The organism is Streptomyces polyasparticus (assembly GCF_014493765.1).
GTDB classification, from domain to species: Bacteria; Actinomycetota; Actinomycetes; order Streptomycetales; family Streptomycetaceae; genus Streptomyces; species Streptomyces polyasparticus.
Genome location: NZ_JACTVJ010000044.1, coordinates 1 through 23,079, shown reverse-complemented (window position 1 = coordinate 23,079; position 23,079 = coordinate 1). Strand labels below are relative to the sequence as shown.

17 protein-coding genes and 7 pseudogenes are annotated in these 23,079 nt (G+C 67.1%); 15 read left to right on the top strand and 9 right to left on the bottom strand.

What is annotated here, in order from left to right:
• From H9Y04_RS46340 to H9Y04_RS44035, 3 genes and pseudogenes are all read left to right on the top strand, one after another.
• Positions 1 to 226, top strand: a pseudogene (locus tag H9Y04_RS46340) (hypothetical protein); the annotation flags it as partial.
• Positions 227 to 252: 26 nt separating this feature from the next.
• Positions 253 to 405 carry a hypothetical protein gene (locus H9Y04_RS44040; RefSeq protein ID WP_187819901.1) on the top strand — a complete coding sequence of 51 codons (153 nt, stop codon included), beginning with the start codon at positions 253 to 255 and terminating at the stop codon, positions 403 to 405.
• Positions 406 to 1,747: 1,342 nt separating this feature from the next.
• The gene (locus H9Y04_RS44035; RefSeq protein WP_187819900.1) at positions 1,748 to 2,980 is read left to right on the top strand and encodes a polysaccharide deacetylase family protein; all 1,233 of its coding nucleotides are present in this window, start codon (positions 1,748 to 1,750) and stop codon (positions 2,978 to 2,980) included.
• A gap of 359 nt (positions 2,981 to 3,339) precedes the next feature.
• Here H9Y04_RS44035 and H9Y04_RS47285 read toward each other — a convergent pair.
• From H9Y04_RS47285 to H9Y04_RS44015, 4 genes and pseudogenes are all read right to left on the bottom strand, one after another.
• Positions 3,340 to 3,597: pseudogene (locus tag H9Y04_RS47285) on the bottom strand (IS256 family transposase); the annotation flags it as partial.
• Positions 3,598 to 3,703: 106 nt separating this feature from the next.
• A complete protein-coding gene (locus tag H9Y04_RS44025; protein ID WP_187819899.1) occupies positions 3,704 to 4,402 on the bottom strand; it encodes a hypothetical protein in 699 nt (232 codons plus the stop codon).
• A gap of 545 nt (positions 4,403 to 4,947) precedes the next feature.
• Positions 4,948 to 5,252: pseudogene (locus H9Y04_RS47280) on the bottom strand (ISAzo13-like element transposase-related protein); the annotation flags it as partial.
• Positions 5,253 to 5,347: 95 nt separating this feature from the next.
• Positions 5,348 to 5,969 (bottom strand): annotated as a pseudogene (locus tag H9Y04_RS44015) (transposase); the annotation flags it as partial.
• Between the two features lie 1,098 nt (positions 5,970 to 7,067).
• On the opposite strand from H9Y04_RS44015, the gene H9Y04_RS47275 reads away from it, so the two are divergent.
• Positions 7,068 to 8,324: a trypsin-like serine peptidase gene (locus tag H9Y04_RS47275; RefSeq protein ID WP_187819898.1), complete on the top strand. Its 1,257-nt coding sequence runs from the start codon at positions 7,068 to 7,070 to the stop codon at positions 8,322 to 8,324.
• 150 nt (positions 8,325 to 8,474) lie between these two features.
• Here the strand turns inward: H9Y04_RS47275 and H9Y04_RS44005 are convergent, their stop codons facing one another.
• Positions 8,475 to 8,852, bottom strand: coding sequence for a transposase (locus H9Y04_RS44005; protein WP_187819897.1), 378 nt, complete (start codon positions 8,850 to 8,852; stop codon positions 8,475 to 8,477).
• Positions 8,853 to 8,903: 51 nt separating this feature from the next.
• Here H9Y04_RS44005 and H9Y04_RS44000 point away from each other — a divergent pair.
• A pseudogene (locus H9Y04_RS44000) lies at positions 8,904 to 9,274 on the top strand (IS110 family transposase); the annotation flags it as partial.
• 481 nt (positions 9,275 to 9,755) lie between these two features.
• Here the strand turns inward: H9Y04_RS44000 and H9Y04_RS43995 are convergent.
• Both H9Y04_RS43995 and H9Y04_RS43990 read right to left on the bottom strand, forming a co-directional pair.
• Positions 9,756 to 10,868 (bottom strand): sensor histidine kinase, encoded by a 1,113-nt coding sequence (locus tag H9Y04_RS43995; protein WP_187819896.1) that lies wholly within the window; start codon positions 10,866 to 10,868, stop codon positions 9,756 to 9,758.
• A gap of 1 nt (position 10,869) precedes the next feature.
• Complete coding sequence (locus H9Y04_RS43990) at positions 10,870 to 11,628, bottom strand: response regulator (protein ID WP_187819895.1); 759 nt, start codon at positions 11,626 to 11,628, stop codon at positions 10,870 to 10,872.
• Between the two features lie 267 nt (positions 11,629 to 11,895).
• On the opposite strand from H9Y04_RS43990, the gene H9Y04_RS43985 reads away from it, so the two are divergent.
• The 9 genes and pseudogenes from H9Y04_RS43985 (at position 11,896) to H9Y04_RS43945 (ending at position 19,286) form a co-directional block, all read left to right on the top strand.
• Positions 11,896 to 12,141 carry a hypothetical protein gene (locus tag H9Y04_RS43985; RefSeq protein WP_187819894.1) on the top strand — a complete coding sequence of 82 codons (246 nt, stop codon included), beginning with the start codon at positions 11,896 to 11,898 and terminating at the stop codon, positions 12,139 to 12,141.
• A 149-nt stretch (positions 12,142 to 12,290) separates the two neighbouring features.
• Positions 12,291 to 12,836, top strand: coding sequence for a GntR family transcriptional regulator (locus tag H9Y04_RS43980; protein WP_187819893.1), 546 nt, complete (start codon positions 12,291 to 12,293; stop codon positions 12,834 to 12,836).
• Between the two features lie 467 nt (positions 12,837 to 13,303).
• Positions 13,304 to 13,615 (top strand): annotated as a pseudogene (locus H9Y04_RS43975) (helix-turn-helix domain-containing protein); the annotation flags it as partial.
• Positions 13,616 to 13,836: 221 nt separating this feature from the next.
• Positions 13,837 to 14,880 carry an NAD-dependent epimerase/dehydratase family protein gene (locus H9Y04_RS43970; RefSeq protein WP_187819892.1) on the top strand — a complete coding sequence of 348 codons (1,044 nt, stop codon included), beginning with the start codon at positions 13,837 to 13,839 and terminating at the stop codon, positions 14,878 to 14,880.
• 897 nt (positions 14,881 to 15,777) lie between these two features.
• Positions 15,778 to 16,038, top strand: a complete 261-nt coding sequence (locus tag H9Y04_RS43965) for a hypothetical protein (RefSeq protein WP_187819891.1) — start codon at positions 15,778 to 15,780, stop codon at positions 16,036 to 16,038.
• 165 nt (positions 16,039 to 16,203) lie between these two features.
• Positions 16,204 to 16,584, top strand: a complete 381-nt coding sequence (locus tag H9Y04_RS43960) for a hypothetical protein (protein WP_187819890.1) — start codon at positions 16,204 to 16,206, stop codon at positions 16,582 to 16,584.
• 358 nt (positions 16,585 to 16,942) lie between these two features.
• Positions 16,943 to 17,712, top strand: a pseudogene (locus H9Y04_RS43955) (glycosyltransferase family 2 protein).
• 150 nt (positions 17,713 to 17,862) lie between these two features.
• A complete protein-coding gene (locus H9Y04_RS43950; protein WP_187819889.1) occupies positions 17,863 to 18,609 on the top strand; it encodes a TIGR04282 family arsenosugar biosynthesis glycosyltransferase in 747 nt (248 codons plus the stop codon).
• Complete coding sequence (locus tag H9Y04_RS43945; protein WP_187819888.1) at positions 18,606 to 19,286, top strand: methyltransferase domain-containing protein; 681 nt, start codon at positions 18,606 to 18,608, stop codon at positions 19,284 to 19,286. Before H9Y04_RS43950 ends, H9Y04_RS43945 begins: the two co-directional genes overlap by 4 nt.
• 60 nt (positions 19,287 to 19,346) lie before the next feature.
• Here the strand turns inward: H9Y04_RS43945 and H9Y04_RS43940 are convergent, their stop codons facing one another.
• Together H9Y04_RS43940 and H9Y04_RS43935 are read right to left on the bottom strand one after the other, a co-directional pair.
• The gene (locus H9Y04_RS43940) at positions 19,347 to 19,694 is read right to left on the bottom strand and encodes a hypothetical protein (protein WP_236072199.1); all 348 of its coding nucleotides are present in this window, start codon (positions 19,692 to 19,694) and stop codon (positions 19,347 to 19,349) included.
• 35 nt (positions 19,695 to 19,729) lie between these two features.
• The gene (locus H9Y04_RS43935) at positions 19,730 to 20,947 is read right to left on the bottom strand and encodes a molybdopterin-dependent oxidoreductase (RefSeq protein ID WP_236072196.1); all 1,218 of its coding nucleotides are present in this window, start codon (positions 20,945 to 20,947) and stop codon (positions 19,730 to 19,732) included.
• Between the two features lie 151 nt (positions 20,948 to 21,098).
• Between H9Y04_RS43935 and H9Y04_RS43930 the strand changes: the two genes are divergently transcribed.
• Positions 21,099 to 22,553 (top strand): glycosyltransferase 87 family protein, encoded by a 1,455-nt coding sequence (locus H9Y04_RS43930; protein ID WP_187819886.1) that lies wholly within the window; start codon positions 21,099 to 21,101, stop codon positions 22,551 to 22,553.
• Positions 22,554 to 23,079: the final 526 nt, after the last annotated feature.

The window sequence follows — 23,079 nt, the reverse complement described above, 5'->3', positions numbered from 1 at the left end:
ACACCCGCACACTCCCAGCCGCTGGCCCAGAACACCACGACGAAGGACACCATCCCCCGACCTCACACCGAACACCGCGAAGCGGGTCTTCGACCGGCCGGTGGATGCCACCGGCTCGACCGCGTCCGGAGTGCGCTTCGGCCCGTTCCGTACAGTGTCGTTCGACGGCTGCAGTTCGATCAAAGCGCCGGACAGCGACCGCAACCGGGCCCGGGCCGCTGTTTGAACGGCGGTTATCGGCAGGTCGAGTTGATGACCTTGGTCGAGACCGGCACCCGCGCGGTGATCGGCGCGGTGTTCGGACCCGCCCGGGATGGCGAGACCTCGTATGCAACCCGGCTGCTGCACCACTTGACGCCGGGGATGCTGGTGTCGTGGGACCGGGGCTTCGGCAGCAACGACTGACCCGCCGCCGTGCACGCCGCCGACGCCCAGGTCGTCGGCCGGATCGGCCGCCATCGCCGGCCACCGGTGATCAAAGCGATCGTGGACTCATCCTTCCTCGCGCAGATCGGTGTCGTTCCCGTTCGCGCGATCGAGTCCCAGATCGGCGTTGTCTGCGCCCGAGAGCAGCGGATTCGAGAGCTCCTACCGGCTGGTGACCACGTTGCTGGACGCCCGCCGCTACCCCGCCGAACGGATCGCCCGGCTCTGCCACGAACCCTCGGAGCACGAGAGCGCCTACTACGCCCTGCGCCACACCCTCGGCCAGGCCCACATCCTGCGCTCCCATGGCCCGGCTGGCGTCGAGCAGGAAGTGTGGGCCCTGCTCCTGCTCTATCAGCCGCGGCGGGCCATGGTCGAAGCCGCCGAGTCCCGCCCCGGCACTGAACCCGACCGCTGCAGCTTCACCATCGCCCTGGCCTCCGCGCGGGACCTGCTCATCCGCGCGCACGGCATCATTGAGCCCGGCATCGGGGGCATCGGACGCCGCGTCCTCGCCGCCCTGTCACCTCCACGCCGAAGCGCGGAAGGCGAAGTCGCCGATCTCCCACTACGCAGAACGGAAACTGGACGGACGCCCCGACACCAGCCGGAACGTGACCTCGATGACGATCACTGTCCTGCCACCCCCTGCATTGCGCGCGGAGCTGCACACCCCGACCATCCCCCAACACGTCGGCGCCGGCCAGACCAGCACCCGTGTCGCCCGCATCCTTGCCCTGCTCCGCCAGGAGCCGGACAGACAGTGGCGGGCCCCTTGCACCTATCAACCACCGCTCAACTACCCGGCATTGGGAAAACCCCATGGCTGGGGTTACCCGAACAGGGAGATTGCCGGCCTTCGACTGGGCTGCGGACTTACCGGATAGTGGACGGGGCGGCCTTGTTGCCGCACGCTGCCGCGGGTGGGCTTTTAGCGGAAATCCTCGCGCCGCAGCAGCTCGCCTCGGGTGTCATGGTCGGTGGCGATGGTGTCCATGCTTCCTTTGCAGCGGTAGCCACGGCGCGAACGCCGACTTGTGCGAGTACACCTTGCAACCTACGCAGTGAACGCCGCCACACAGTGGGACACCATCGGCGATCGTGCACCCGCCGGTCATGGAACAGACGAGCGATGGTCCATCCACCAGCGGACGGTCACCAGTTCATCGCGTCTGCGCTACCTCCTACTTCAAGGCTCACCATCAGGTAGGTCAAAGATTCGCAAAGAGATTATGACGAATCCCGTAATGCTCATGCCTCTTCCTCCTCCTCTAACCAGGAGCCCGACGTACACGGGCCGCAGCACTAGGAAGGAGACGAGATGCGCGAAATGAGCCGCAGGAAGGCCCTGGGGGCTGGGCTCGGGGTCATGGCTGCCGGTGTGGCGAGCTGTGGCATCAAGCCCAACGCTGCGTCAACCAGTCAGCCAGCCAAGGTCGGGGAGGGCATTCCTGACACACCGAAGGAGAAGGTCGGGAAGCCAATCGGGGACGGCTCCACCGCGTACACCGGCAAACAGCCGAACCAGCCCGACGGGCCCGTCCCACTCGAACCCGGTCAGGCCCCGCCCCAGTTCGTGGTCTTCTCCTGGGACGGTGCGGGGGAGGTCGGCAACGGGCTGTTCCCGCGCTTCCTCAAGCTCGCGGAGGAGCTGGATGCTCGCATGACATTCTTCCTGTCGGGCCTCTATCTGCTGCCCGAATCAAAAAAGCGGATCTACCAGCCACCCAACAACGATGTGGGCGCTTCCGACATCGGCTATCTCGCCGATGACCACATCAAGGAGACCTTGAGGCACATCCATCAGGCCTGGCTGGACGGCCATGAGATCGGTACACATTTCAACGGCCACTTCTGCGCCGGCTCCGGTTCGGTCGGCAACTGGACCTCCGCGCAGTGGCGCGACGAGATACGCCAGGCCAAGTCCTTTGTGCAGCAATGGCGTACGAACACGGGCTGGACCGATCTGCCCCCGCTGCCCTTCGACTACGACAAGGAACTCGTCGGCGGCCGCACCCCGTGCCTGCTCGGCCAGGACAACCTGCTGCCCGTGGCGCGCGAGCTCGGCTGGCGCTACGACGCCTCCTCGCCCGGCGGCCAACAGGTCTGGCCGGTAAAGAAGCAGGGAGTGTGGGATCTGCCACTGCAGGCGATGCCGTTCCCGGGGCACTCCTTCGAGGTGCTCTCGATGGACTACAACATCCTCGCCAACCAGTCCGTGAACTCGACCCAGGCACCGCCCGCCAACTACCCGCGCTGGCGGCAACAGGCGACCGAGGCCTATCTCGGCGGGTTCAAGCGTGCGTACGAGACAAATCGGGCACCGTTCTTCGTCGGCAATCACTTCGAGCAGTGGAACGGCGGGATCTATATGGATGCCGTCGAGGAGGCTATGAAGCAGATGGCGGACAAAGAGGACGTCCGACTGGTGTCCTTCCGGCAGTTCGTGGACTGGCTCGACGTCCAGAAGCCGGAGGTGCTCGCCCAGCTGCGGTCGCTCGGCGTAGGCCAACGGCCGGCCGGCGGCTGGACGAGCCTCACGGACGTGGACTGAACAGCCAATCCCACTCACCTCAGGGCGTTGCGCAAGCGAGCTATCGCCAAGACTTGTGGATCATCGATCAGAATCAGTTGATCGTGTCTTCAGTAGACAGCCGGCCTTCGCGCGGGCGGTCGCGTGCACCCGCCAGACTTCCTCGGCGTGTACGCTGGCGATGGTGGCCCCGGCCCGGCCGGCCGAGTTGTGGGCCGGTGTCATGTGGCCACTATCGATCAGCATCCCGAGTCGGGCCAGCAAGACGCCCAGTCGGCGGGCTGCATCCGGCTGGGATTTCCAGGCATTGTCCTCAACGGTTTCGACTTTGAGCAGGACGTAACCGTGGGGACGTCTGTGCCGTCGACCGCTTTGACACATCATGCCGTCGCCTTCGGCCGCTCGGCCACGTGGCCGTGTTCGAAGTGGGTTCCCGCCCTGACGAGGGCCACGAGGTGGAGCGCGTTCACCGGTCTCCAGCGGGCCTGGGCGGACTCGACGAACTTGAAGACCATGGCCAGGGCAGCAGCCCGGGATCCGGCGCCTTTGGTGACCTTCGTGCGCAGCTGGACGGTCGCGAAGGTCGACTTAATGGGGTCCGTGGCCTGCAGGTGAATCCAGTGCTCGGCGGGAAGTCGTAGAACGCCAGCGGTCTGCTGCCGCTGAGCTTGCCGGTGGCCCGCCGGGCACGTCCGCCGCGCTGTTCCCTATGGCGATCCTGCGCCCGGGCGCCCTGCATAGGAGTCAACTCGGCGCATAGGTCCACAGGTTCCGTGCTATTGAGCCGGTCAGGCGGTGATCCGTCAGGCGGGCCAGTTGTAGGGCCGCACTTGGAATGGCCCGTTCCGGAGTGACACCCTGCATCTTTCTCAGGTTGTCCCATTCGGGTGGCACGGGATCTTGCCTCACGATCTTGGCCCTTTGCCTTCCGGGGCAAAGGGCCTCTTCTGGTTGGGCCTGAAAATCATGCCCGTCTTGGTGAGGCGGGCGGTCCGTAGACACGCAGACGTTCCAGCAGCTCGGGTACGTTGTCGCCCGCCGGCAAAACGGCCGCTCCGAAGACCCGGTCATCGTGTAGGCGACCATCATGTTGGCGAGGAATGCCGCGCCACGTGCCGGCGGAGGTAGCACACCTGTAGCCATCCACCGCCGCCCGTCACCTGGCAGAGGGTTGGGGTGCGTGTGGACGCGCCAGCCCGACACCGAGTTCCACCACAAGCCGAGTTGCTCCAGGTCTGGGCCGTGGTGGCGGGTGGTGAAGTCGAAAGGTATGTCGATCGAGCCGTCCGCCTCGCCGTCGATGTCGTCCGGTGAGGGGTCCAGCGGGAGGCTCACGCCGGTGGCCGGGATCCCGTCCTTGAGTGACTGGGCCACCACCGTGGCACGGTACGGCTCTGCAGCGGCCGCCACGATCTCGTGGATGGCTGCCTCACTGTTCGTCACTGGTCGCCTCCAAGTAGCGGTTCGCCTTGGCGAGGAAGAGGTGGCCCTTCTCTCCGTACAGGGCGGCCAGGAGCACTGCGACGGCCGCTGCGTTGCTGGGCTTGTGCTCCAGGCCCGAGACGCTGTCCGGAAGGAAGAGTCACTCCTGGATGTCCTGGGTGGCCTGCCCCAGGGGATGGTGTCCCGGTCGTGATAGGCAACCGTGCACACGTCCGACCTCGACCAACTTGGGCATGAGCGGAGCGCTAACGCCCACCCCCAGCTCGCCGGCCTTGGCCTCGTACCGTTGCAGCCTCGGGACAGTCGCAGCGTAGGACGGCCGCGGTTCGCCTGGCGCCGGGAAGTCGGCACTTCCCGAGCGGGACCCGTAGAGGACCTAGTTGATGTGCGCAGCCTGCTCACGCACCGTCTCAGCTGTTCTTCTGCGAGCTGCGCCGGCAGACGGATGAGGTGTCACTTGGCCCGTTGGACGCGGGGCCGTCCTTCTCCACGATGACTTCGCTTGCCCAGAGGCGAGCGTTCGCGCGGGGACAGCCGAAGGCGTCCTGCTCGTTCATGTACCGGAACTGGACACCCCGGTCGGGGCGCTGAGAGCCTTCGAGGCTCTACGCATTCGACTGAAGATTGAAGCCCTCCTATTTGAGCAGCCAGCCCACCGTCGGTGCGGACACCGGGTGTCCCTGCCGGGTCAGCTCCTCGGCCAGGTTCCGCAGCGACTTCGTCTTCCACCGCAGCGGCGACATCGGATCACCCCGCGCATCCGGCTCGAGCTTGCCGCCCGTTACCAGGTCAGCCGGGCCTCGGTGGCCAAGGCCAACCGACGCTGCCGCTCGTTCAGATGTGGCAACAATGCCGAGAAACTGCAGTGGAGTTGGGCAAATCTCCCGGAACCGCCATACCCTGATAACGAGCCCGCGCCTGTAAAGAAGTACCTTGATTCTTGCGCCTTCTGTGAACCCGACACCTCTGGTGGCGAGTCTCGGGCAGGACCTCACCCAGCGCATTCCAGAAACCGAGCGCGTCTTCACCGACGGCCAGGACCGGAGCACGCATCCTTCGCCGCGGCAGTCCCGCAGCGGGCTCGCCCAGGACCGCGGCGACTCGCCGTAACCGTCGGCCATCGCGATCAGCTCCTTCGTGCCGTCCGCGCGGACACCCATGACAACGCGGACCGCGGCCTTCGCTTCCGCCAGGAGAATGCGCAGGTGGATGCCGTCGGCCCAGACATAGACGTAGTCGCTGCCCGGACAGGCCACGCTCGCCGACCGCCTGGTGTTTGGCCTGCCACTGGGCGGTCAGCCGGGTCACGGTGGCCAGCGACGGCCCTGCGGAACTGCCCACGAACTGCTCGAGTGCGGGCACGAAGTCACCTGATGACAGGCCGTGGAAGTAGCGAAGCGGTAGCACTTCGCCGATCTTTGGGGGACTTGCGGGCCCAGGACGGCAGGATCGCCGAGGAGAACCGCTTGCGCTCGCCCGTCGCCTCATCGACGCGCTTGTCGTTGACCCGCGGCGCTCTGACCTCGATCGCCCCTGCCACGGTGGTGACCGAGCGATGCTGAAGCCCCGGCAACTGGTCGCCTTGAGTCAACCAATGACGCCGTGTCGTATCACTAAGTATCTCGATGCCCACCGCGCCGGGCTGCCGATAATGAAGCTCAAGCCCATGCCATCACAGTAAGGCTGACTGCCCGGACTATCATGAGCCACCTGTGCGGTAAGACTTCGTCGCATCAGCCCGCCTCAGCGCCTGCTGAGTCGGCACGCCCCTCGGACCTCGTCGCCATTATGTACCTGCGGACAGCTGCCGGAGAAGCGCCGCCCCACTATCAGGTGCTTGCCGAGGACCTTCTGATCCGTCTCTCAAAGGTGCTGCCACCACGTGCGGTGCCTGACGCCGACGAGATCGCCCACCACTACCGCGTCCCGTATCCCACCACACAGTTGGTGCGCCGCGCGGCACGCACCCGGCTGCGCCCGGCCTCCACACGCCTCCAATGGCACAGTCGCTGCGTCCTGCCAGGCACAACAGTGCGTCGCCGCCGACCTCCGCCACTCGGCCCGAGCTTGCCGCCCGTTAACAGGTCAGCATCGCCCCCGTCAGAAAGCCGCCCTCGCCGAGGTAGGCCTGCTGCCCCGGCCCTCAGTCACCCATGTGCGACATCAACCTGCATTTCCCGGCAGGACACCGACGACGCCACAGGGACATTGCGAAGACTGGGACACACTCGGCAGGCACCGGCGGTTGCATGTCTGCTGGCGACGCCCCGCTGACTCCTGCTGTGTCCTCGGTCCTCTGTGTGGGGTATTGGACGACCCACACAGCCCGGCACGGCGGTACTCAGCCTCGGCCGGCAGCCACCGTGGCCAGGCCTGCCCGTCACCCAGGCCTGGTATCCCCTCAAGACCCTGCCTACAGGGGCTGGTCCTGACATCGTCCGCAGCAACAAGTCTGCAAGCTGGTCAGGCAGTTGCCGGGGCGGCGTTCGCAACGGTAGCCGACCGGCCGCAACAAGGTCCCCTCGATCACTCACCAGTGGCTGCCGAGTGAGCGCCGTTACGGGCGATGCGCACGTCGCTGCGCCGTCCCATCGCCAACGCTTACAGGAACTGTCCACCCGTGGGTCAAAAACCTCGCTGTGCGCGAACAAAGAGATGAGGTCACATGCGGATCGGCCGCGCGCTCACAACGACGGCTGCGGTGGCCATGCTGGCCACCGCAGCCGTCACATCAACGGGATCTTACGCCGCGAGCGGCACGCCCACCCCGTCGCCAGAAATAGCACCCTCTCCTCCCCCCTCCGCCCATTCATCGCCTCCCTCGCCCGCCTCGTCACTGGCACCAGCCGGAACCCCGCATTTCTCTTCGCCGCCCGCTCGATCGGCTCCCACACGCGTACAGCAGCGGCGCACTCGTATCGACCGGCTGGAGTTCAACGACCTCGACCGTGTGCAGGCCCTTGCTCATTGGACGCCAGACAGGATGAAGGCAGCCGGCCGCGGCACGGGGCTTGGGCCCACCGGACCAGGGTCGCGGGCGTGGACCGGGGACGGTCTGGCCACTGTGGGACGGCTCTTCTTCCAGAATCACGAAGGAGTTGACACCTTCTGTTCCGCCACTGCGGTCAGGAGCCGGAACAAATCCGTAGTAATGACGGCTGCGCACTGCATCCGCCGATCTGACATGATTCATGACGCGTATTCGCGCATGGTGTTTGTTCCTGGTTACACCCAAGGGGCCACGCCGCACGGCACGTTCGCGGTCAACACCGCCTATACCGCCAGGTCGTGGCGGGAAGACGCAGCTGAGGACATCGCCGCGCTGACTGTCGACGAGCAGGCAGGCCGACGACTGACCGATGTAGTCGGCGGCCACGACATCTCGTTCGACAGTACCGCCCCCATGCGCATCACCGCGTTCGGATATCCAGCATCGAACCCAGACGCCGGTGAAGTGTTGCGCTACTGCTCAGGTACGACACGGTCTCTGCACACAGATCCCCCGGAGCTGGCGATCGGCTGCGACATGACCGGCGGTGCCAGCGGAGGACCTTGGTTCCGGGATTTCGACCCCGCGCGAGGAACCGGCACCCTCGTATCAGTCAACAGCCACGGCGACGCATTGACCGGCTCGACCATTATGGCCGGCCCAGTGCTGGGCACAACCGCAAGGGAGCTCTACAACACTGCCCAGGCGCAGAGGTTTGCTGATGCGTCGCGTGGTTCCGGCCGCCAGAGCAGCCCAGCAGCGCCAATTCCCCCAACCTCAGCTACTGATGGAACACCGAGTACTTCCCAACCTCAGCTCGCAGAATCAGGGGCGGAGCTGATCTGGTCTCTCCCCATAGCTACCGCTCTGCTCGCCTTTGGGGCCCTGATCAGCTGGACAGTACGCCGGCATGCTCGGCGCCCTCGTAACTGATCACCTCAAAATGAATTCGGTGCGGCGGTTGGGAGTTGAACGCTGCTCGCGGTCGTCGACCGGCCCGCCACCATCGGCTGGCAGTGACGTCGTTTATCGGGCTCTGGCGCAGATCTTGTGGAGCAGTCACAGAGCGTCACTGAAGCAGGATCATCTTGCGGAGGAGTTCGAATCCGGCGCGTCGTAGAGCTGCCTCCTGATCTCTTTCACCCGGTTCGCTGCGCCTTCCGTACCGCCGGAGCTCCAGCGCACGGTGAGTCCGGCGATCACAGCATCCAGGTCGGTGGTGAGCCCGTAGCCGAAGCCAGTGATGCCAGGTACCTTCGTGGCCGGGGCGGTCCTGATCCAGTCCGACAGGTCGACGCCGGCGCGGTGGGCGAGCATGTGGGCGAAGTCCCGTACGAGGTCATGAGTTTGGCGCAGTTCGGGGCAGGCATCGAGGACGGCCTTTGGCGGTTGATCCAGCCGGCGACGGTGCGCACGGACGGCGCATCGCGCGCCGGAACAGGGGCGCTGCGACTGCTCCACGAGATCTGTGCCAGAGCCCGCTGAGCGACGTCACAGCCGCAATCGGCGCCTTTGCCGCTCGCCCGGGCCAGGGGCATGGGCTGCGAAGTCGCCTACCTGCCGGCCTGACCATGCGGCGGATCGCCGTCCTCTACCTCGGCGAGGCCAAGACCGACGCCCGCGAAACGTTCATCATCGCCGACGCTGCCCGGGCGATGCCACACACCCTGCGCTCGCTCGAACTGGACGACGAGACAGTCGCCGAGCTCGATATGATGGTCGGCTTCGACGACGACCTGGTCGGCGACGCGACCAGAGTCGCGAACCGGCCGCACGGCCTGCTGCCCCAGATCCACCCTTGGCTGGAACAAGTGCTGGGACCACGGTTGCAGCACCCGGCTGTCCTCACAATGCTGGAACGGTTCGGATCGGCCGCCATCCTCTTGGCCATGCTCCGAGATGGAACCTATTACGAACCCGGGCAGTCTCAGCTGCCTGATGCTCAGCGGCCGCGCCGCAGACAGAGCAGTCCCGTTCGTCGACCGAGTCCATCACAACCGGATGACCGCAGCGATCGCACGTCCGCATACCCTCGCCCGCCGACGCTCGAACAGGCACGACCATCACTCATGACAGCCGCACTGGCACTGGCACCCAACCACCTTGACCAAAGACGTAGGGGCCCCCGAAAGAAGCCATTCCGACACGGAATTGGGCTGCCGCACCTCGGTGATCGGCGGATACGCACAGAAGCTGCCGAGCTGGTCGACAACCTGCTTGCCGTGTGGACTGAAGCCAACCGTCTGCGGCTCGTCGGTCTACTTCGCCATCGGCACCCACCCACGACGACGAAGGGCTGAAGCCCGGCAGCCGGGGCGCCAAACGTGACGCGACCTGCACCCCGCCAGGACGACCACGCCCGGGTCATGCCTGGGCAGCGGGCAGGGTCACTTCGAAGCGGCAGCCGCCGGGAATATTACGCACGGCTGCACGGCCGTGGTGGGCCTCCACAATGCCGCGGACGATGGCGAGACCAAGGCCGGCTCCAGTTGGGGGCGTACGGGTATGGTTGCCGCGCCAGCCTGTGTCGAAGACTCGCGGCAGGTCCTCCTCGGGAATGCCCCCACAACCGTCAGTAACTGAGACGACAACGCCTTCGGGGCCACGTTCAGCAGCCACTGCGACCGTGCCGTCAGCCGGTGTCCGCCGGATCGCGTTGACCAAGAGATTACCCAGGACCCTGCTCATCTCCTTACCGTCCACCTCAACGGGCACAGACTCGACCTGATCACCGACGAGCCGGACACCGAGTTCGCACGCGAGCGGATCAGCCCCGGCCAAGGCATCCCCGACAAGGTCGTATAGGGAGATCCGGTTGCGGTTCAGGGCGAGCACCCCAGCATGGATGCGGGATAGCGCGAACAGGTCGCTGACCATGAGGTTGAGCCGCTCGACCTCGGCGCGAATCTGCTGCAGATAGCGGTCGGGGTCGGCGGCGACCCCGTCCTCCAGAGCCTCCGCCATAGCCCGTAGCCCGGCGAGTGGAGTGCGCAGGTCGTGTGAGATCCAGGCAACCAGCTCGCGCCGTGATGCTTCCAGGGTTCGCTCCCGCTCCCTGGACACAGCAAGCTTGGAACTCGTCGTGGCGAGCTCGTGGCTGAGGGCGGAAAGTTCGGCGTTGGCGTGGACGGCGGGAGCGGAGAATTCACCCCCCTCACCGAAGGCACGCGCGGCCAGCTGGAGCTCCTTACAGCGGGCGAGGACCCAGCGACCGAGCACCAACGCGGTTGTCAGCGAGACAACGGCAGCCATCGCCACGACCGTCGTTACGACGCTCAGATCATGCCGAGACAGGAACATGGCCTGTGCCACGGCCAGCGTGCCAGCAAGCATCGCAGCTACGGTCACGGCGGCCACTACAACAAGCGAGGTGCCGAAGGAGCGGCGGCGCAGCAGCCACAGCGAAGCCGCGCCAAGCAGCCCAGCCGCGACGGCGCCGCCGAGCGCGAACAGGGCGATCAGCAGGGTGTCGCGCATGTCAGCTTCCCTCATGGCCGGCAGGATCAGCTGCAAGCCCCGCTAGAACCCTCTCGCGATCGACGGGGTCAAAGCGGTACCCCACGCCCCTCACCGTTTGAATGAGCAATGGGCGAGCCGGATCGTCCTCGATCTTGTTGCGTAGCCGACGCACGTGGACGGTTACGGTGGACAGATCGCCGAATTGCCAGCCCCAAACCTGACGCATGAGTTCTTCACGCCCGAAAGCCCGGCGCGGGTGACGCAGGAGAAATACCAACAGGTCGAACTCGCGCAGTGTGAGCGCGAGTTCGACGCCATCTTTGGTGGCACGGCGCGAGGTCGGGTCTACCGTCAGGCCAGCCAGGCCGAGCGGGCGCGCCCCGGCATCGGGCCGCGAGCGGCGCAGCACCGACTCCACTCTCAAGACCAGCTCGCGCGGACTGAACGGCTTGGTGACGTAATCATCCGCCCCGACCTCCAGGCCGAGAACGCGGTCTGTTTCATCCCCACGCGCGCTGAGAATCACAACCGGCACTGATTCATGCGCGCGTAGCCGACGACACACCTCGAGGCCGTTCATGCCCGGCAGCATCAAGTCCAGGACCACCAGGTCCGGCCGGTGGGAGGCAGCGCGGGCCAGCGCAGCCGGTCCGTCCCCGGCTCGGTCGACCTGGAACCCGGCACGATCCAGGTACCCCGCCACCACCTCGGCGACCGTGACGTCATCGTCGACCACCAGAACCCGGGCCCTCGCCTTGCGATCATGCAACTGCTCCATTGCTCCAGAGTCGCATTGTCGCGCTCACACCGCGTTCAATATGAGCATGGACACGTCAGCTCAGCGAGCCGCTGCCCCCTTGCGCCGCATACCGAAGGGGCCAGTTCGTCAAGCATGACGCAGTTGACTGCGTGGCATATCTCAAATTTTTCTGCCTGGGCTGCATCTCCCTCAGACGCATACGGTGACATGGATGGATTCAGCCCGAGCCAAAAGGACAGAAACAGTGGCTGCGCATCCCCAGCTACACCGTGCTGAGGCGACGCGATGTTCTCCGAACTTGAGGAAGTCAGGAACTTCCACGGTGAGCTCTTCGACGGCACATGCAGCGAATGCCCCGACGAGGTCGATGGCTACGCCCCAGAAGTCGCCGCCGGTCAGGCCACCGCAGCGATCACCCCTCAGGCACTGGGCACCGCGGGCAGCCACCCACCTGGAACCTGGACGTGCCTGTGCCGCTTGTGCTGCGACCCCATTGACCGGTTCGACAAACAACGCAGCACCAATCGATGAGCCGGCTCGGTCAACTCGCACGGCCCACTCCCGCATCCCCGGAGTCAGGCCGGCGCGAAGAACTTCTACGCGACTACCCGACCCATCGCACGACGCATCACGAATATCCTGCCCCTACGACCACGTTGAAGCCGAGTTTCTTGTCCACCATGAGCAATTCGCACATCCAGACCGTCGCGTGCCCGCTCCCCCACTATCCGGCAGAGGCGACACGGCCTTCTCATCTCGTGGCCCCTTCACGTCTGCAGAGGGCCGACGGCGAGTCCACGCCCCGCTACCAGCAGATTGCCGAAGACCTGCTGGAACGCCTCGCTGAGACCCTGCCGCCGCGTGACGTTCCCACCACCGGACGGATCGCGCGCTATTATCAAATCCCCTACCCCACCGCACAGTTCGTACGGCGGGCAGCTTTGACCCGGATGCGCCCGCCCATCGGCGGCCTCGGCTCCAGCGGCGCTGCCACGCCACACCGACAGGCATGGCGGCGCGTTGCCGACGACCTGCGCCACCACATCAACGCCGGCCACCTCACCGGCCGGCTTCCCGCTCGGCCAGAACTCGCCGCCCTGTTCAACGTCAGCGTGGACACCGCCAGCAAAGCTGTCCGCTCACTGACCGAAGCAGGCCTCCTGGTCTCGGCTGGCCCACGCGGCACCTACGTGCTCCGTCAGCCCGCTTCCACGGACATGGCCTAGCGCGCCTGTGAGCCAGGACAACCGTTCGGACGCCTGCAGCGGCCATCGCCGCCTGCATCAACCCGGACCGACATGAAGGGGACACCCCGTAATGACGCAGCCACGTGCGGCAGGAACCAACGGATCCATGCCTCTGAAGGGCTACGGCGAGCTGCTTGCCTCTCCACTCGATGAGGCCCAACAGGCCGCCGCTCGCTACCAAGTCGCCGCACACGCACACAACCCGGCAGACCTCCGCCTGCTGTTGTCTGCCCTCGGCCTGAACACCCCCCGACGATGACACCTGCGGGTCAAGGGCGCGTACCTGGCTTTATCGGCACGGGTGGCCCCACTTCTCCGGCTTGGGTTCTAGTCTTCTGAGTCAGGAATTCTGTTCAGATATGTAGGGTTCTCGGGTGGCACGGATGGGGCGACCGAAGGCCTAGTTGACGCTGTCGGATGAGGAACGGGCTGCGCTGGAGGGGTGGGTGCGACGCCGGTCCACGCCACAGGCGTGGGCCCTGCGTTGCCGGATCATCCTGGAATGCGCAACGGGCGCCTCGAACAAGGATGTTGCCGCCAGGCTCGATTCGACACCGCATGCGGTGGGGCGGTGGCGGGCGCGGTTTGTCGAGCACCGAATCGCGGGGCTGGGCGATATGCCTCGTCCCGGTGGACCGCGGACCGTCGCCGATGAACAGGTCGCCGCGGAGGTCAAACGGACCCTGGAGAGCACGCCGAAGAACCCGACGCACTGGTCGACAAGGTCGATGGCCAAGGAGATGGGGCTGTCGCAGTCGACGGTTGCCCAGCAGTTGTGCGGCAGCAAGTGCCGCATGTTCGTCGCCGTGCCAGCCACTGGCGGTGCGCTCTCACGCACGCCGACTTGTCAGCCCCGTTTTCGTCACAGACGCCAGCTGACCTGGCTTCCAGCAATGCCGCCGTCCGATCTCTTACGAAGCCATGACACACCACGTCCAGCAGTCCCCCCGCGTACCTCCGCGCGCCTAACGTCGCAGGCATGCGTGTACTCGTCACCGGCGGTGCCGGCTTCATCGGTTCCCAGATCGTCTCGGCCCTGGATCGCGTGGGCCATGAGCCCGTGGTCCTGGACGCCCTGCTCCCGAGCGCCCACTCCACCGCGCCCGCGGACCTCCCCGCTCCCTTCGTACGAGGTGACGTACGCGATCCCGACGCCCTCGCGCATGCACTCGCCGGCGTCGACGCCGTCTGCCACCAGGCCGCGATGGTCGGTCTCGGCAAGGACTTCGCCGACGCACCCGCCTACGTGTCCTGCAACGACCTCGGCACGGCCGTCCTGCTCGCCGCGATGGCCGAGGCGGGCGTGCACGATCTGGTGCTCGCCTCCTCGATGGTCGTGTACGGCGAGGGGCGCTATCTCTGCGTACGGCACGGAGTGGTCCGGCCGGGCCCGAGGTCCGTCGAGGCGCTCGACGAGGGGCGGTTCGAGCCGCCGTGTCCGTCGTGCGGCGCCCCGCTGGAGCCGGGGCTCGTCGGCGAGGACGCCCCGCTCGATCCGCGCAACGTGTACGCGGCGACCAAGCTCCAGCAGGAGTTCCTCGCCGCCGCGTGGGCGCGCGCGACGGGCGGCCGGGTGACCGCGCTGCGCTACCACAACGTGTACGGGCCGGGGATGCCGCGCGACACCCCGTACGCCGGAGTCGCCTCGTTCTTCCGCTCGGCGCTCGCCGCCGGCCGCGCTCCCCGGGTGTTCGAGGACGGCCTTCAACGGCGGGACTTCGTGCACGTACGCGATGTGGCGGGGGCGAACGTGGTCGCGCTCGCGGCCGTACGCGACCGGGCGGCCGGGTCGCTGCGCGCGTACAACTGCGGCAGCGGCGAGCCGCACACCATCGGCGAGACGGCGGCCGCGCTGGCCGCCGCGCACGGCGGGCCCGAGCCGGTCGTGACGAGCGAGTACCGGCTCGGGGACGTACGGCACGTCACCGCCGATTCGTCGCGCCTGCGGGCCGAGCTGGGGTGGAAGCCGGAGGTCGGGTTCGCGCAGGGGATGCGGGAGTTCGCGCGGGCACAGCAGCGTTAGGAGCCGACCCTGCAGGCGGCCGACAACCACGCACAAAGGCTGCAGCCACCAATAGGACGGGGTGCGGCTCTTCTGCAGGGACCAACCCGCTCAGGACGTCAGTTCGCGGGTTTTGCTCAGTGTGGCTGCTGACGGCGGTCGAGTACTTCGAAGCGGGCTGACCGCTCGTCGAAGTACGAGAGCACGCCCCTGGGCGGCTGCTGGTACTTGTACTATCTCGTAGTCCCCTGCCATGAACGCCTGTACCGAGGCCAAGGTGTCGAACCACCTCAGGGTCATGAACTCGGCGTCGTCTGCCCGTTCGCGCCGGATCAGATCGATCGACAGGAACCTCGGGATGCGCCGTGCTTCGATTCCGGGGATGACCTGCCCCCGGAATCGAAGCACTCGTACGCGTCGGCGTTTTCCCTCGTGGTCCAGCCACGCCACAGACGACAGATCATGGGCGGAGTGTAGGGCGCACTCGCGCGGGTCTGCCCCGGATCAGGCCTGGCTCGGGGGCGTCAGGCCGTGGTGATGCCCTGCGCCGTTGCCGTTCGTGGTCGGACGGCGGATCGTCGTGTCCCAGGACGTGGTCTTGGAGGCGGCGATGGTGTCGTGGCTGGAGGAACTCGATCGGCGGGAGGCTGCCGCGAGGGAGGATGTCGCCGAACTACGGGACCAAGGCGAGGAGTTGACCAGGCAACTGAGCGGGAGGACGGGTTGTCCCGCCTGCACATCACGTGGGAGACGATGACCGAGATCCTGTCCGGCGAGGAGAGGGTCTCGGTTGCCGGGGCGGATGCGGACGCCAGCGAGGCGGAGGTGAAGGAGCACCGGTTGCCGTCGGGGTGCGGATGGTGCCCAGTGGACGCCTGAGCTGGCCATGGGGTGCTGCCGGGTTCGTACCGGGACATCGTGGAGGTCCTGATGGACGCGGTGCATCCGATGCGGGCGCATCACCTGTGTGCCGTGCTGGGCCTGTTGACGGACAAGAGCAAGGTGGAAGGCTTCCGGTCGAAGCTGAAACGGCTGGTCGAGCAGGGCTGGCTGATGGAGGCGGAACCGGGACTGTTCACGCCGCGCCAGGCTCTGGCGGCGACCGGGGATGCGCGGGAGCAGGCCGGGTCTTCCACAGTGGGTCGCCGCACCGATGTGAGGTCGGGCTCTCCTCCCTAGTGTCGAAGGTGCCACCCATTCGTCCGCCTGGAAAGCGAGAGTCCGACGACCGCAGGCTATGCGGCCGCCGCGGCGGCTGACCCCTTTGACCGAGCCACTTGTTTCCTCACTTGTCTCATCGATTCCCTCTCCCGTCCCGAAGTTCTGCTCCTGTCCCATGTACGGGTGAAGGAAGACGCCGAACATGGGGCGAGGGAGCTGACCCGACTTCTCCTGCAGGGCCACTTCGACCTGCGCGCCCGTCGAGAGGAAGCCGAACTGGCGGCACTCGACACCGACGACTGGGCCCGACTCGCCGCGGTCCGGCCCCGGCTGGAGAAGGGCCACCGGCGCCAACTGGCCACCGTGGTCGAGCCGGCGACCGTCACCCGATGCGCGCTGCGTGCCTTGGGCCTTGCCAACTGCTGTCCGACCAACCAGGTGCTGGGGCTGCCGCGCGAGCGGCACAGCCTGGGACTTCGGCGTCTGGTCGTGCTCGAAGCCGCCAACGTTGTGCACCTCGGCGCTGCCCAGTGGGCCTCCACTGCGCCGCGCGCCAGGCGATGAGTAGGACTCGGTGACGTAGCCGAAGAACGCTCGAGCACGACCACTTCCGGCGGCCGTTCCTCCACGGCGCGGTCGACATGATATCCAGCGATGGCTTCGGACACGATCGGATCGCCATCGAATATGAGGAGCTGGGCGCGTTGGCCCCCGGCCAGAGCGCTCGGATTGCGCGGTTTGCTGGGACCAAACGCCTACTTCATCAATGGATGTCGCGAAGCCTTTCACCGGAATGGGCAGTGCGCTGCGGTCAAGCCCGTCACAAGGTCGATGTCCGCACTCCGTAAGGAGCCGAAACCCCTAAATATCCGCATTCACTTCGTACGGTGAGGGCGTGACCCAATCGACGACTCCCTCTGACATGACGCTCCTCGCGCCGCGCGCAGATGTGGTGCTGCCCTGCATGGACGAGGCCGAGGCGCTGCCCTGGGTCCTCGCACGTATTCCGGTTGGCTGGCGCGCGATCGTCGTGGACTACGGCGCGACCGACGGCTCTGCGGAACTCGCCCACGCGCTCGGCGCCCGGGTCGTGCACGAGTCGCGGCGCGGCTTCGGCGCAGCGTGCCATGTCGGACTGCTCGCCGCCGAGGCGGAGTTCGTCTGCTTCTGCGGCTGCGATGCCTCGCTGGATCCAGGTCTCCTGGTCTCCTTCGTTCACCTAATCGCCGATGGATCCGCCGACCTGGTGCTCGGCCGACGCCGCCCTGACTCCAGGGATGCCTGGCCTACGCACGCTCGCGCCGGCAACCTCGCCCTCTCCCGTATGCGGCGCCGCCGCACCGGCCTGCGCCTGCACGACCTTGGCCCACTGCGCGCGGACCGCCGCACGGACCTGCTCGCCCTCGACCTCACGGACCGCCGCAGCGGTTACCCACTGGAGGTGGTGGTCCGCGCCTCGGACGAGTGGTTGCGCGTGACGGAGCGCAATATGCCGTACCTGCCGCGCGCCGGGAAGTCGAAAGTGACGGGCATTTGGCAGAGACCTGGCAGGCGGTACAGGACATGCGCCCGGTATTCGCGGAACCTCCCGCACTACGGGTTTGGCCTGCCCGGGGACCGACGGTTCGGCTCGCAAGACAGGGGACGGACCTGCTCATCCCGAAGGAGCCGACAGTCTGGCTCCAGGACTGATCTCCGACGGCACCACCCTGGCACCAGGCCACACCACCATTCGCAGGCCGCCCGCCGACACCCCGTCAACGGCCGTCCCCTACAACCGGCGCCGCGACACGCCCCAGCCCTGGCTACTCTCCACCCCACTACCACACCATCGGAACTCGTATGACGACTCTCCTCGTAATAGCCAAGTCCCCCTTCCCAGGTCGGGTCAAGACACGGCTGACCCCGCCTTACACGCCGGCCGAGGCAGCCGCGCTCGCCGAGGCCGCCCTCACAGACACCTTGCACATGGCACTCTCCGCTCCGGCCGACCGCCGGATCCTGGTGCTCGACGGTGAGCCCGGCCTCTGGCTACCGCAGGGATTCGATGTCGTCCCGCAGTGCGCAGGACGGCTCGACCAACGCCTGGCCGCGGCATTTGACGCCTGTAGCGGACCCACGCTCCTCGTCGGCATGGACACCCCGCAAATTACCGTCGACCTCCTCGCGTCTGTACAGGAATTGGGTCCGCACGACGCCAGCATCGGCCCCGCCGCCGACGGCGGCTACTGGGCGCTCGGCCTCGGCACCCCGAACGGTGCGGTCGTCCACGGCGTGCCGATGTCGACGTCCGCCACCGGCGCCGTCCAGCGGGCTCGCCTCCACGCGGCTGGGCTGCACGTACGTCTGCTGCCGGTGCTCAGGGATGTGGACACGGCAGCGGACGCACAGGCAGTGGCCGCCGAGGTGCCGTTGAGCCGGTTCGCCACGCGATGGCGCGCGGTGCACTCCGCGGCGCTGCAGCGCGCCGGTGCGGCGAGCTGCTTCGCCTCGCAGGAGCCGCTCCTGTCCCCTCCCCCCACGACCGCAGTGCTGCCCGCGCTCCACCCCACCGGCACCGCCGCTCACTTCAGAGGCCTCTCCCGATGATCAGTTCCACACCCGTCCTGCGTCAGATCGACGCCCCCTGGCACGACGAGGGCCCGTACGCCACCGCGCTGCGCACCGGCCGCGGCCCGCTGTTCCTGCGCAGGGCGGACGGCTGGCTGCTCCCCCTCGACGTGGAGCGCTGGTGCGCCGAGCCGGACGCGGCCGACCGCACGGTCCTCGCCCGCTGCGGACGCGGTCCCGTCCTGGACATCGGCTGCGGTCCCGGCCGCCTCGTCGCGGAACTCGCCGCGCTCGGCCGCCCGGCCCTCGGCATCGACGTCAGCCCGGCCGCGGTCGCCCGCACGCTCGGGTCGGGCGGCAGCGCTCTGTGCCGCTCGGTCTTCGACCCCCTTCCCCGTGAAGGGAGTTGGGGCACGGCCCTGCTCATGGACGGCAACATCGGCATCGGCGGCGACCCAGCGGCTCTCCTCACGCGCACGGCCTCCCTACTTACCTCGCACGGAACGATCATTGCGGAAGCCGCCACGGCGGATGTCGACGAATGCGTCAACGTCCAGATGACCAACGCTGCCTCCTACCTGCCCGGCACCGGCTTCCCCTGGGCCCGCGTCGGGGTTTCCGCCCTGCGGACGTACGCGGACCTGTGCGGCCTGTCCACGACAGAGACCTGGGCCTCCGGCGACCGTACCTTCGTCCAGATGGAACGTCGGTCCTGATGCACGCAGGCCCGGGGCGGACCCCTTTTGAGGGTCCGCCCCGGGCCTGCGTGCATCGGCCTACCTCCTTCTAGCCCGGGCCCACCCCACAGCGGTCGCCCCCGCTATGAACACCCCAAGCAGCGCCATCATCCACAGCCAGTTCCGCAGATAGTTCAGCGGAACCACCGAGGGATTGGCCGCTGCCCCCGGGCGCAGCAGGACTGGCAGGGCCACGGCAGTAACCGAACCCGCCACTATCAGAGCCCCGCGGACCGTTCCACGGGCTCGCACCCCACCCACTAGCAGGCCGATTCCAAGCACGACAGGCACGATGATTCCGTCGTGCAGGACGACCGCGCCGCCCAGCCAGACCGCGACGTCGAGCGGGTCGCGCACCTCCAACAGGCGCCAGACTCCCAGCGCCATGCCGGCAACTCCCAAAGTCCCCAGAACGGTTCGCATCACAATGCCTCCACCTTCGCAACCCACTTGGTCTGCCATACACCGGGACGGTTCGGTGCGATGATCCGCGCCGGGAAGCCGTGGTCAGGGTGCAGCGGCTCCCCGTTGAGTTCCAAAGCGAGCAGGGTCAGCGGGTCCTCGGCGTAATTGCGGCCCATCTCCATCACGCGGTACGCACCGCCCCGCTGGAATGACGTCACCCGCACCCGCGACGAGGCGGGCGCACCGGCCTGCTCCAGGAGGTCGCGGACGCGGACGCCGCGCCACTTCGCCGACTTGCTCCAACCCTCCACGCAGGCAATGGGCAGCTCGGCCTCGTATTGCGGCAGGGCGCGCAGTTCGTCCAAACTTAGCGTGAAAGGCTGCGGCCCTCCGACCTCCAACTTCCAGGTGGCCAGATCGACTTGGTCGGCACCCGCCGCGACCGCCGTCTTGTTGACCGGCAAGCCCTGCGGCCCGTAGTTGGGATGGCGGGGCGCGAAGAGATCGAGGCTCCGCAGCGGTGTGAATGATTGGCCAGCCGTCGTCAGCGTCACGGCACCGACCGCCACCGCGACGCCGTACAGGAACGACCGTCGGTCGGCTCCGTCACCGATCTCCAGGGTGGCTGCGGACTCGCGCCGCCAGTGTGACGAAATAACCGGCAACTTGACCGCGATGTGGAGCAGCAATGCCCCGATGAAGAGCCAGGACACAGCGAAGTGCACGGGCACGAAAGAGAAGGGCCACGGATACCATTGCGCGGTGTTGAGCAGCCCAGTGAACAGTTGGAAAACACCGGTCGCTACGAGCGCGGCAACTGAGATCCGCTCGAGCCCGTGCCACACGTTGCGTACAGCCGGCCATTCGAAAAGCCGCGGAAACACCGTCCACAGTTTGGCGAACAGCAGCGGGATCGCCGCGATACCGCTCGCAACGTGCAGTCCCTGATTGAGCCGGTACCCCCATGAGGGCCGGCTGGGCAGAATGTCGATGAGCCAGCTACTCGGGTGCTGCACGTAGTGGCTGACCGTGCCAGTCACAAAGCAGACGAGAACGGCACCACCGAGCCAGCGGCCGACTACGGTCGCGGTGCGTTTGTCGTGCAGTCTGCCCTTGAATGCGGGCAGCAGGCGATGAAGACGCTGCACGATAAGCGTCTCCCCCTCGGGGCCCGTGGCGCCGGGCCGCAGATTGCCCCGGCCGCCTTCGGCGGCTGATTCTTGCATGGAGTTCATGCCACTATGACACCCTCAGAACGACCCAAATGGGGCCCAGGACGCCTTACGGTTCCCGAACGCCGCCCTTCGAGTCAGGAACTCCTTACAGTTCCCGGACACCGCTCGCACCACCCTCCCGTTTCCCCTCTCAGCCTGCGACGGTCGAACGGTGATCATTCGCGCTCTGCTGCTCCCCACCGCACTGCTCGCCGCGCTCGTCGCCGCGCTCACTGTGACGCTCTCCCAGGAGGACAGCTACTTCACCGCCCCGGGCACGCTCTCCCTCTGGTACGGAGCGTGCTGGCTACTCTTCGCTGCCGCGGTGTTCACGCTACGCAAGGTACCGGCGCGGCACGCGGCCGGTCTGATCCTGGCAGGTTCGGTCGCAATCGCGGCCACAGGACTTGCGGGACCGCCGCGCACCAGCACCGATTCCTACCGCTACGCCTGGGACGGTCGCGTCCAATCGGCCGGCATCTCACCGTACGACCATCCGCCGGCAGATCCAGCGCTCGCGTCGTTGCGCGACGAGTGGCTGTTCTCGAGCGGGGCAGTCTGCGTGGAGCAGCGCCGCGCGAAGATCGACGCAGACACGTGTACGCGTATCAACAGGCCTTGGGTGCACACTATTTATCCTCCTGTTGGCGAGCTGTACTTCCTGGCCGTCGATACGATCTCCCCCACCGGCGCGCGCCACAAGCCGCTGCAAATCGGCGGCGCCCTGCTGTCCATCGGCGTGACGGGTGTCCTCCTGGCGGCCCTGCGCCGACGGCCCTGGCACGCCGCGCTCTGGGCATGGTGTCCGGCAGTCTCTATCGAGGCGGTCAACAACGCGCACGCGGACGCCCTCGGCGTCCTGCTCACGGTCGGCGGTCTTGTACTCCTCGCCCGCAACCACGTCAACGGCAGCAATGGCCACGCCCGCCTGGCTGGCGGCGCGCTGCTCGGCGCGGCCACGGCGGCCAAGCTGCTGCCGGCAGTGGCACTGGCAGGCGCGCTCGGCGGTGTCCGCAGATTCCGCGACGCAGTCCGACTGGTGGCCCCCGCCCTGACCGTCCTCGCCCTCGCCTATCTCCCGTACCTGCTCCTCTCCGAGCAGTCCGTGTTCGGCTACCTCAGCGGCTATTTGGAGGAAGAGGGCTACGACAACGCCTCGGGCAGCGACCGCTTCGCTCTCCTGCAGCTGCTGCCGCTGCCCGATGCGTGGCTGCTGCCCGTGGCCATGCTCGGCATGCTGGTCGCCTTCGCATATGTGATCGTCAAGGGCAGCGCCGAACGCCCGTGGCACGGTGCCCTGCTGCTCACCGGAACAGCGTTTCTCCTCATGACCCCAGGCTATTCCTGGTACGCCCTCCTGTTGATCGCTCTCGCCGCGTTCGAGGGGCGCTGGGAGTGGCTCGCGGTCGCGGTCGCGGGAGCAGCGGACTACGTGACGGATCGGGCGGTACCCAACGACACCTTGGCAGTGGGGACACTGGCGTACGGGGTGGCGGCGATGGGCGTCGCGGCCGCCAGTCTGTACCGGTCGCGGGCCTCCCGCCGGACTCCTGCGCCAGATGCTCCACAACCGGCTCCCCCGACTCAACCAGAACGCCCAGCTGTGCGGGGCCGAGCAGCTCGATGAACTGCCGCCATGCAGATGCGACAACATGGGGCGGCGCGTCGACTCCGAGAGGTGCGCCCCATGCTCCGGCAGGGCGATGACGGTTCTTTGACCATACGGCCAAACCGCTGCTGGTCCTGGGCACACTGATTGCCGCCCTGCTCGCCTCGCTCGATATCACCACCACGGCACTCGACATGGCGTTCGCGGGGACGAGGACTCCCCACAACTGTGCACCGCGCGGCACCGGCCGCCACTGACTCCACTCTCAACGCTCCCGACGGTGGCCGCCGTCTGGGTCTTACCCAGCCGTCAGAGGCAAGGAGCGGCGATGGCATCAGCGAGGCTGGCCAACCCGCGGCAGCCGGCCCGACGGGGACACTCATCGGCACCAACGACCATGTGTAGCCGGTCACGCCGACTGCGGCGGGTTGACGGTCTCGTTCCACCTCTATCTGCAGGTGCCGTGACTGACTCTGTCTACGAGTAGCGACAGCGTTTGACGGTCAGTTCTGGCAGCGGCCGGTGACGGCGTGACGTGATGTCG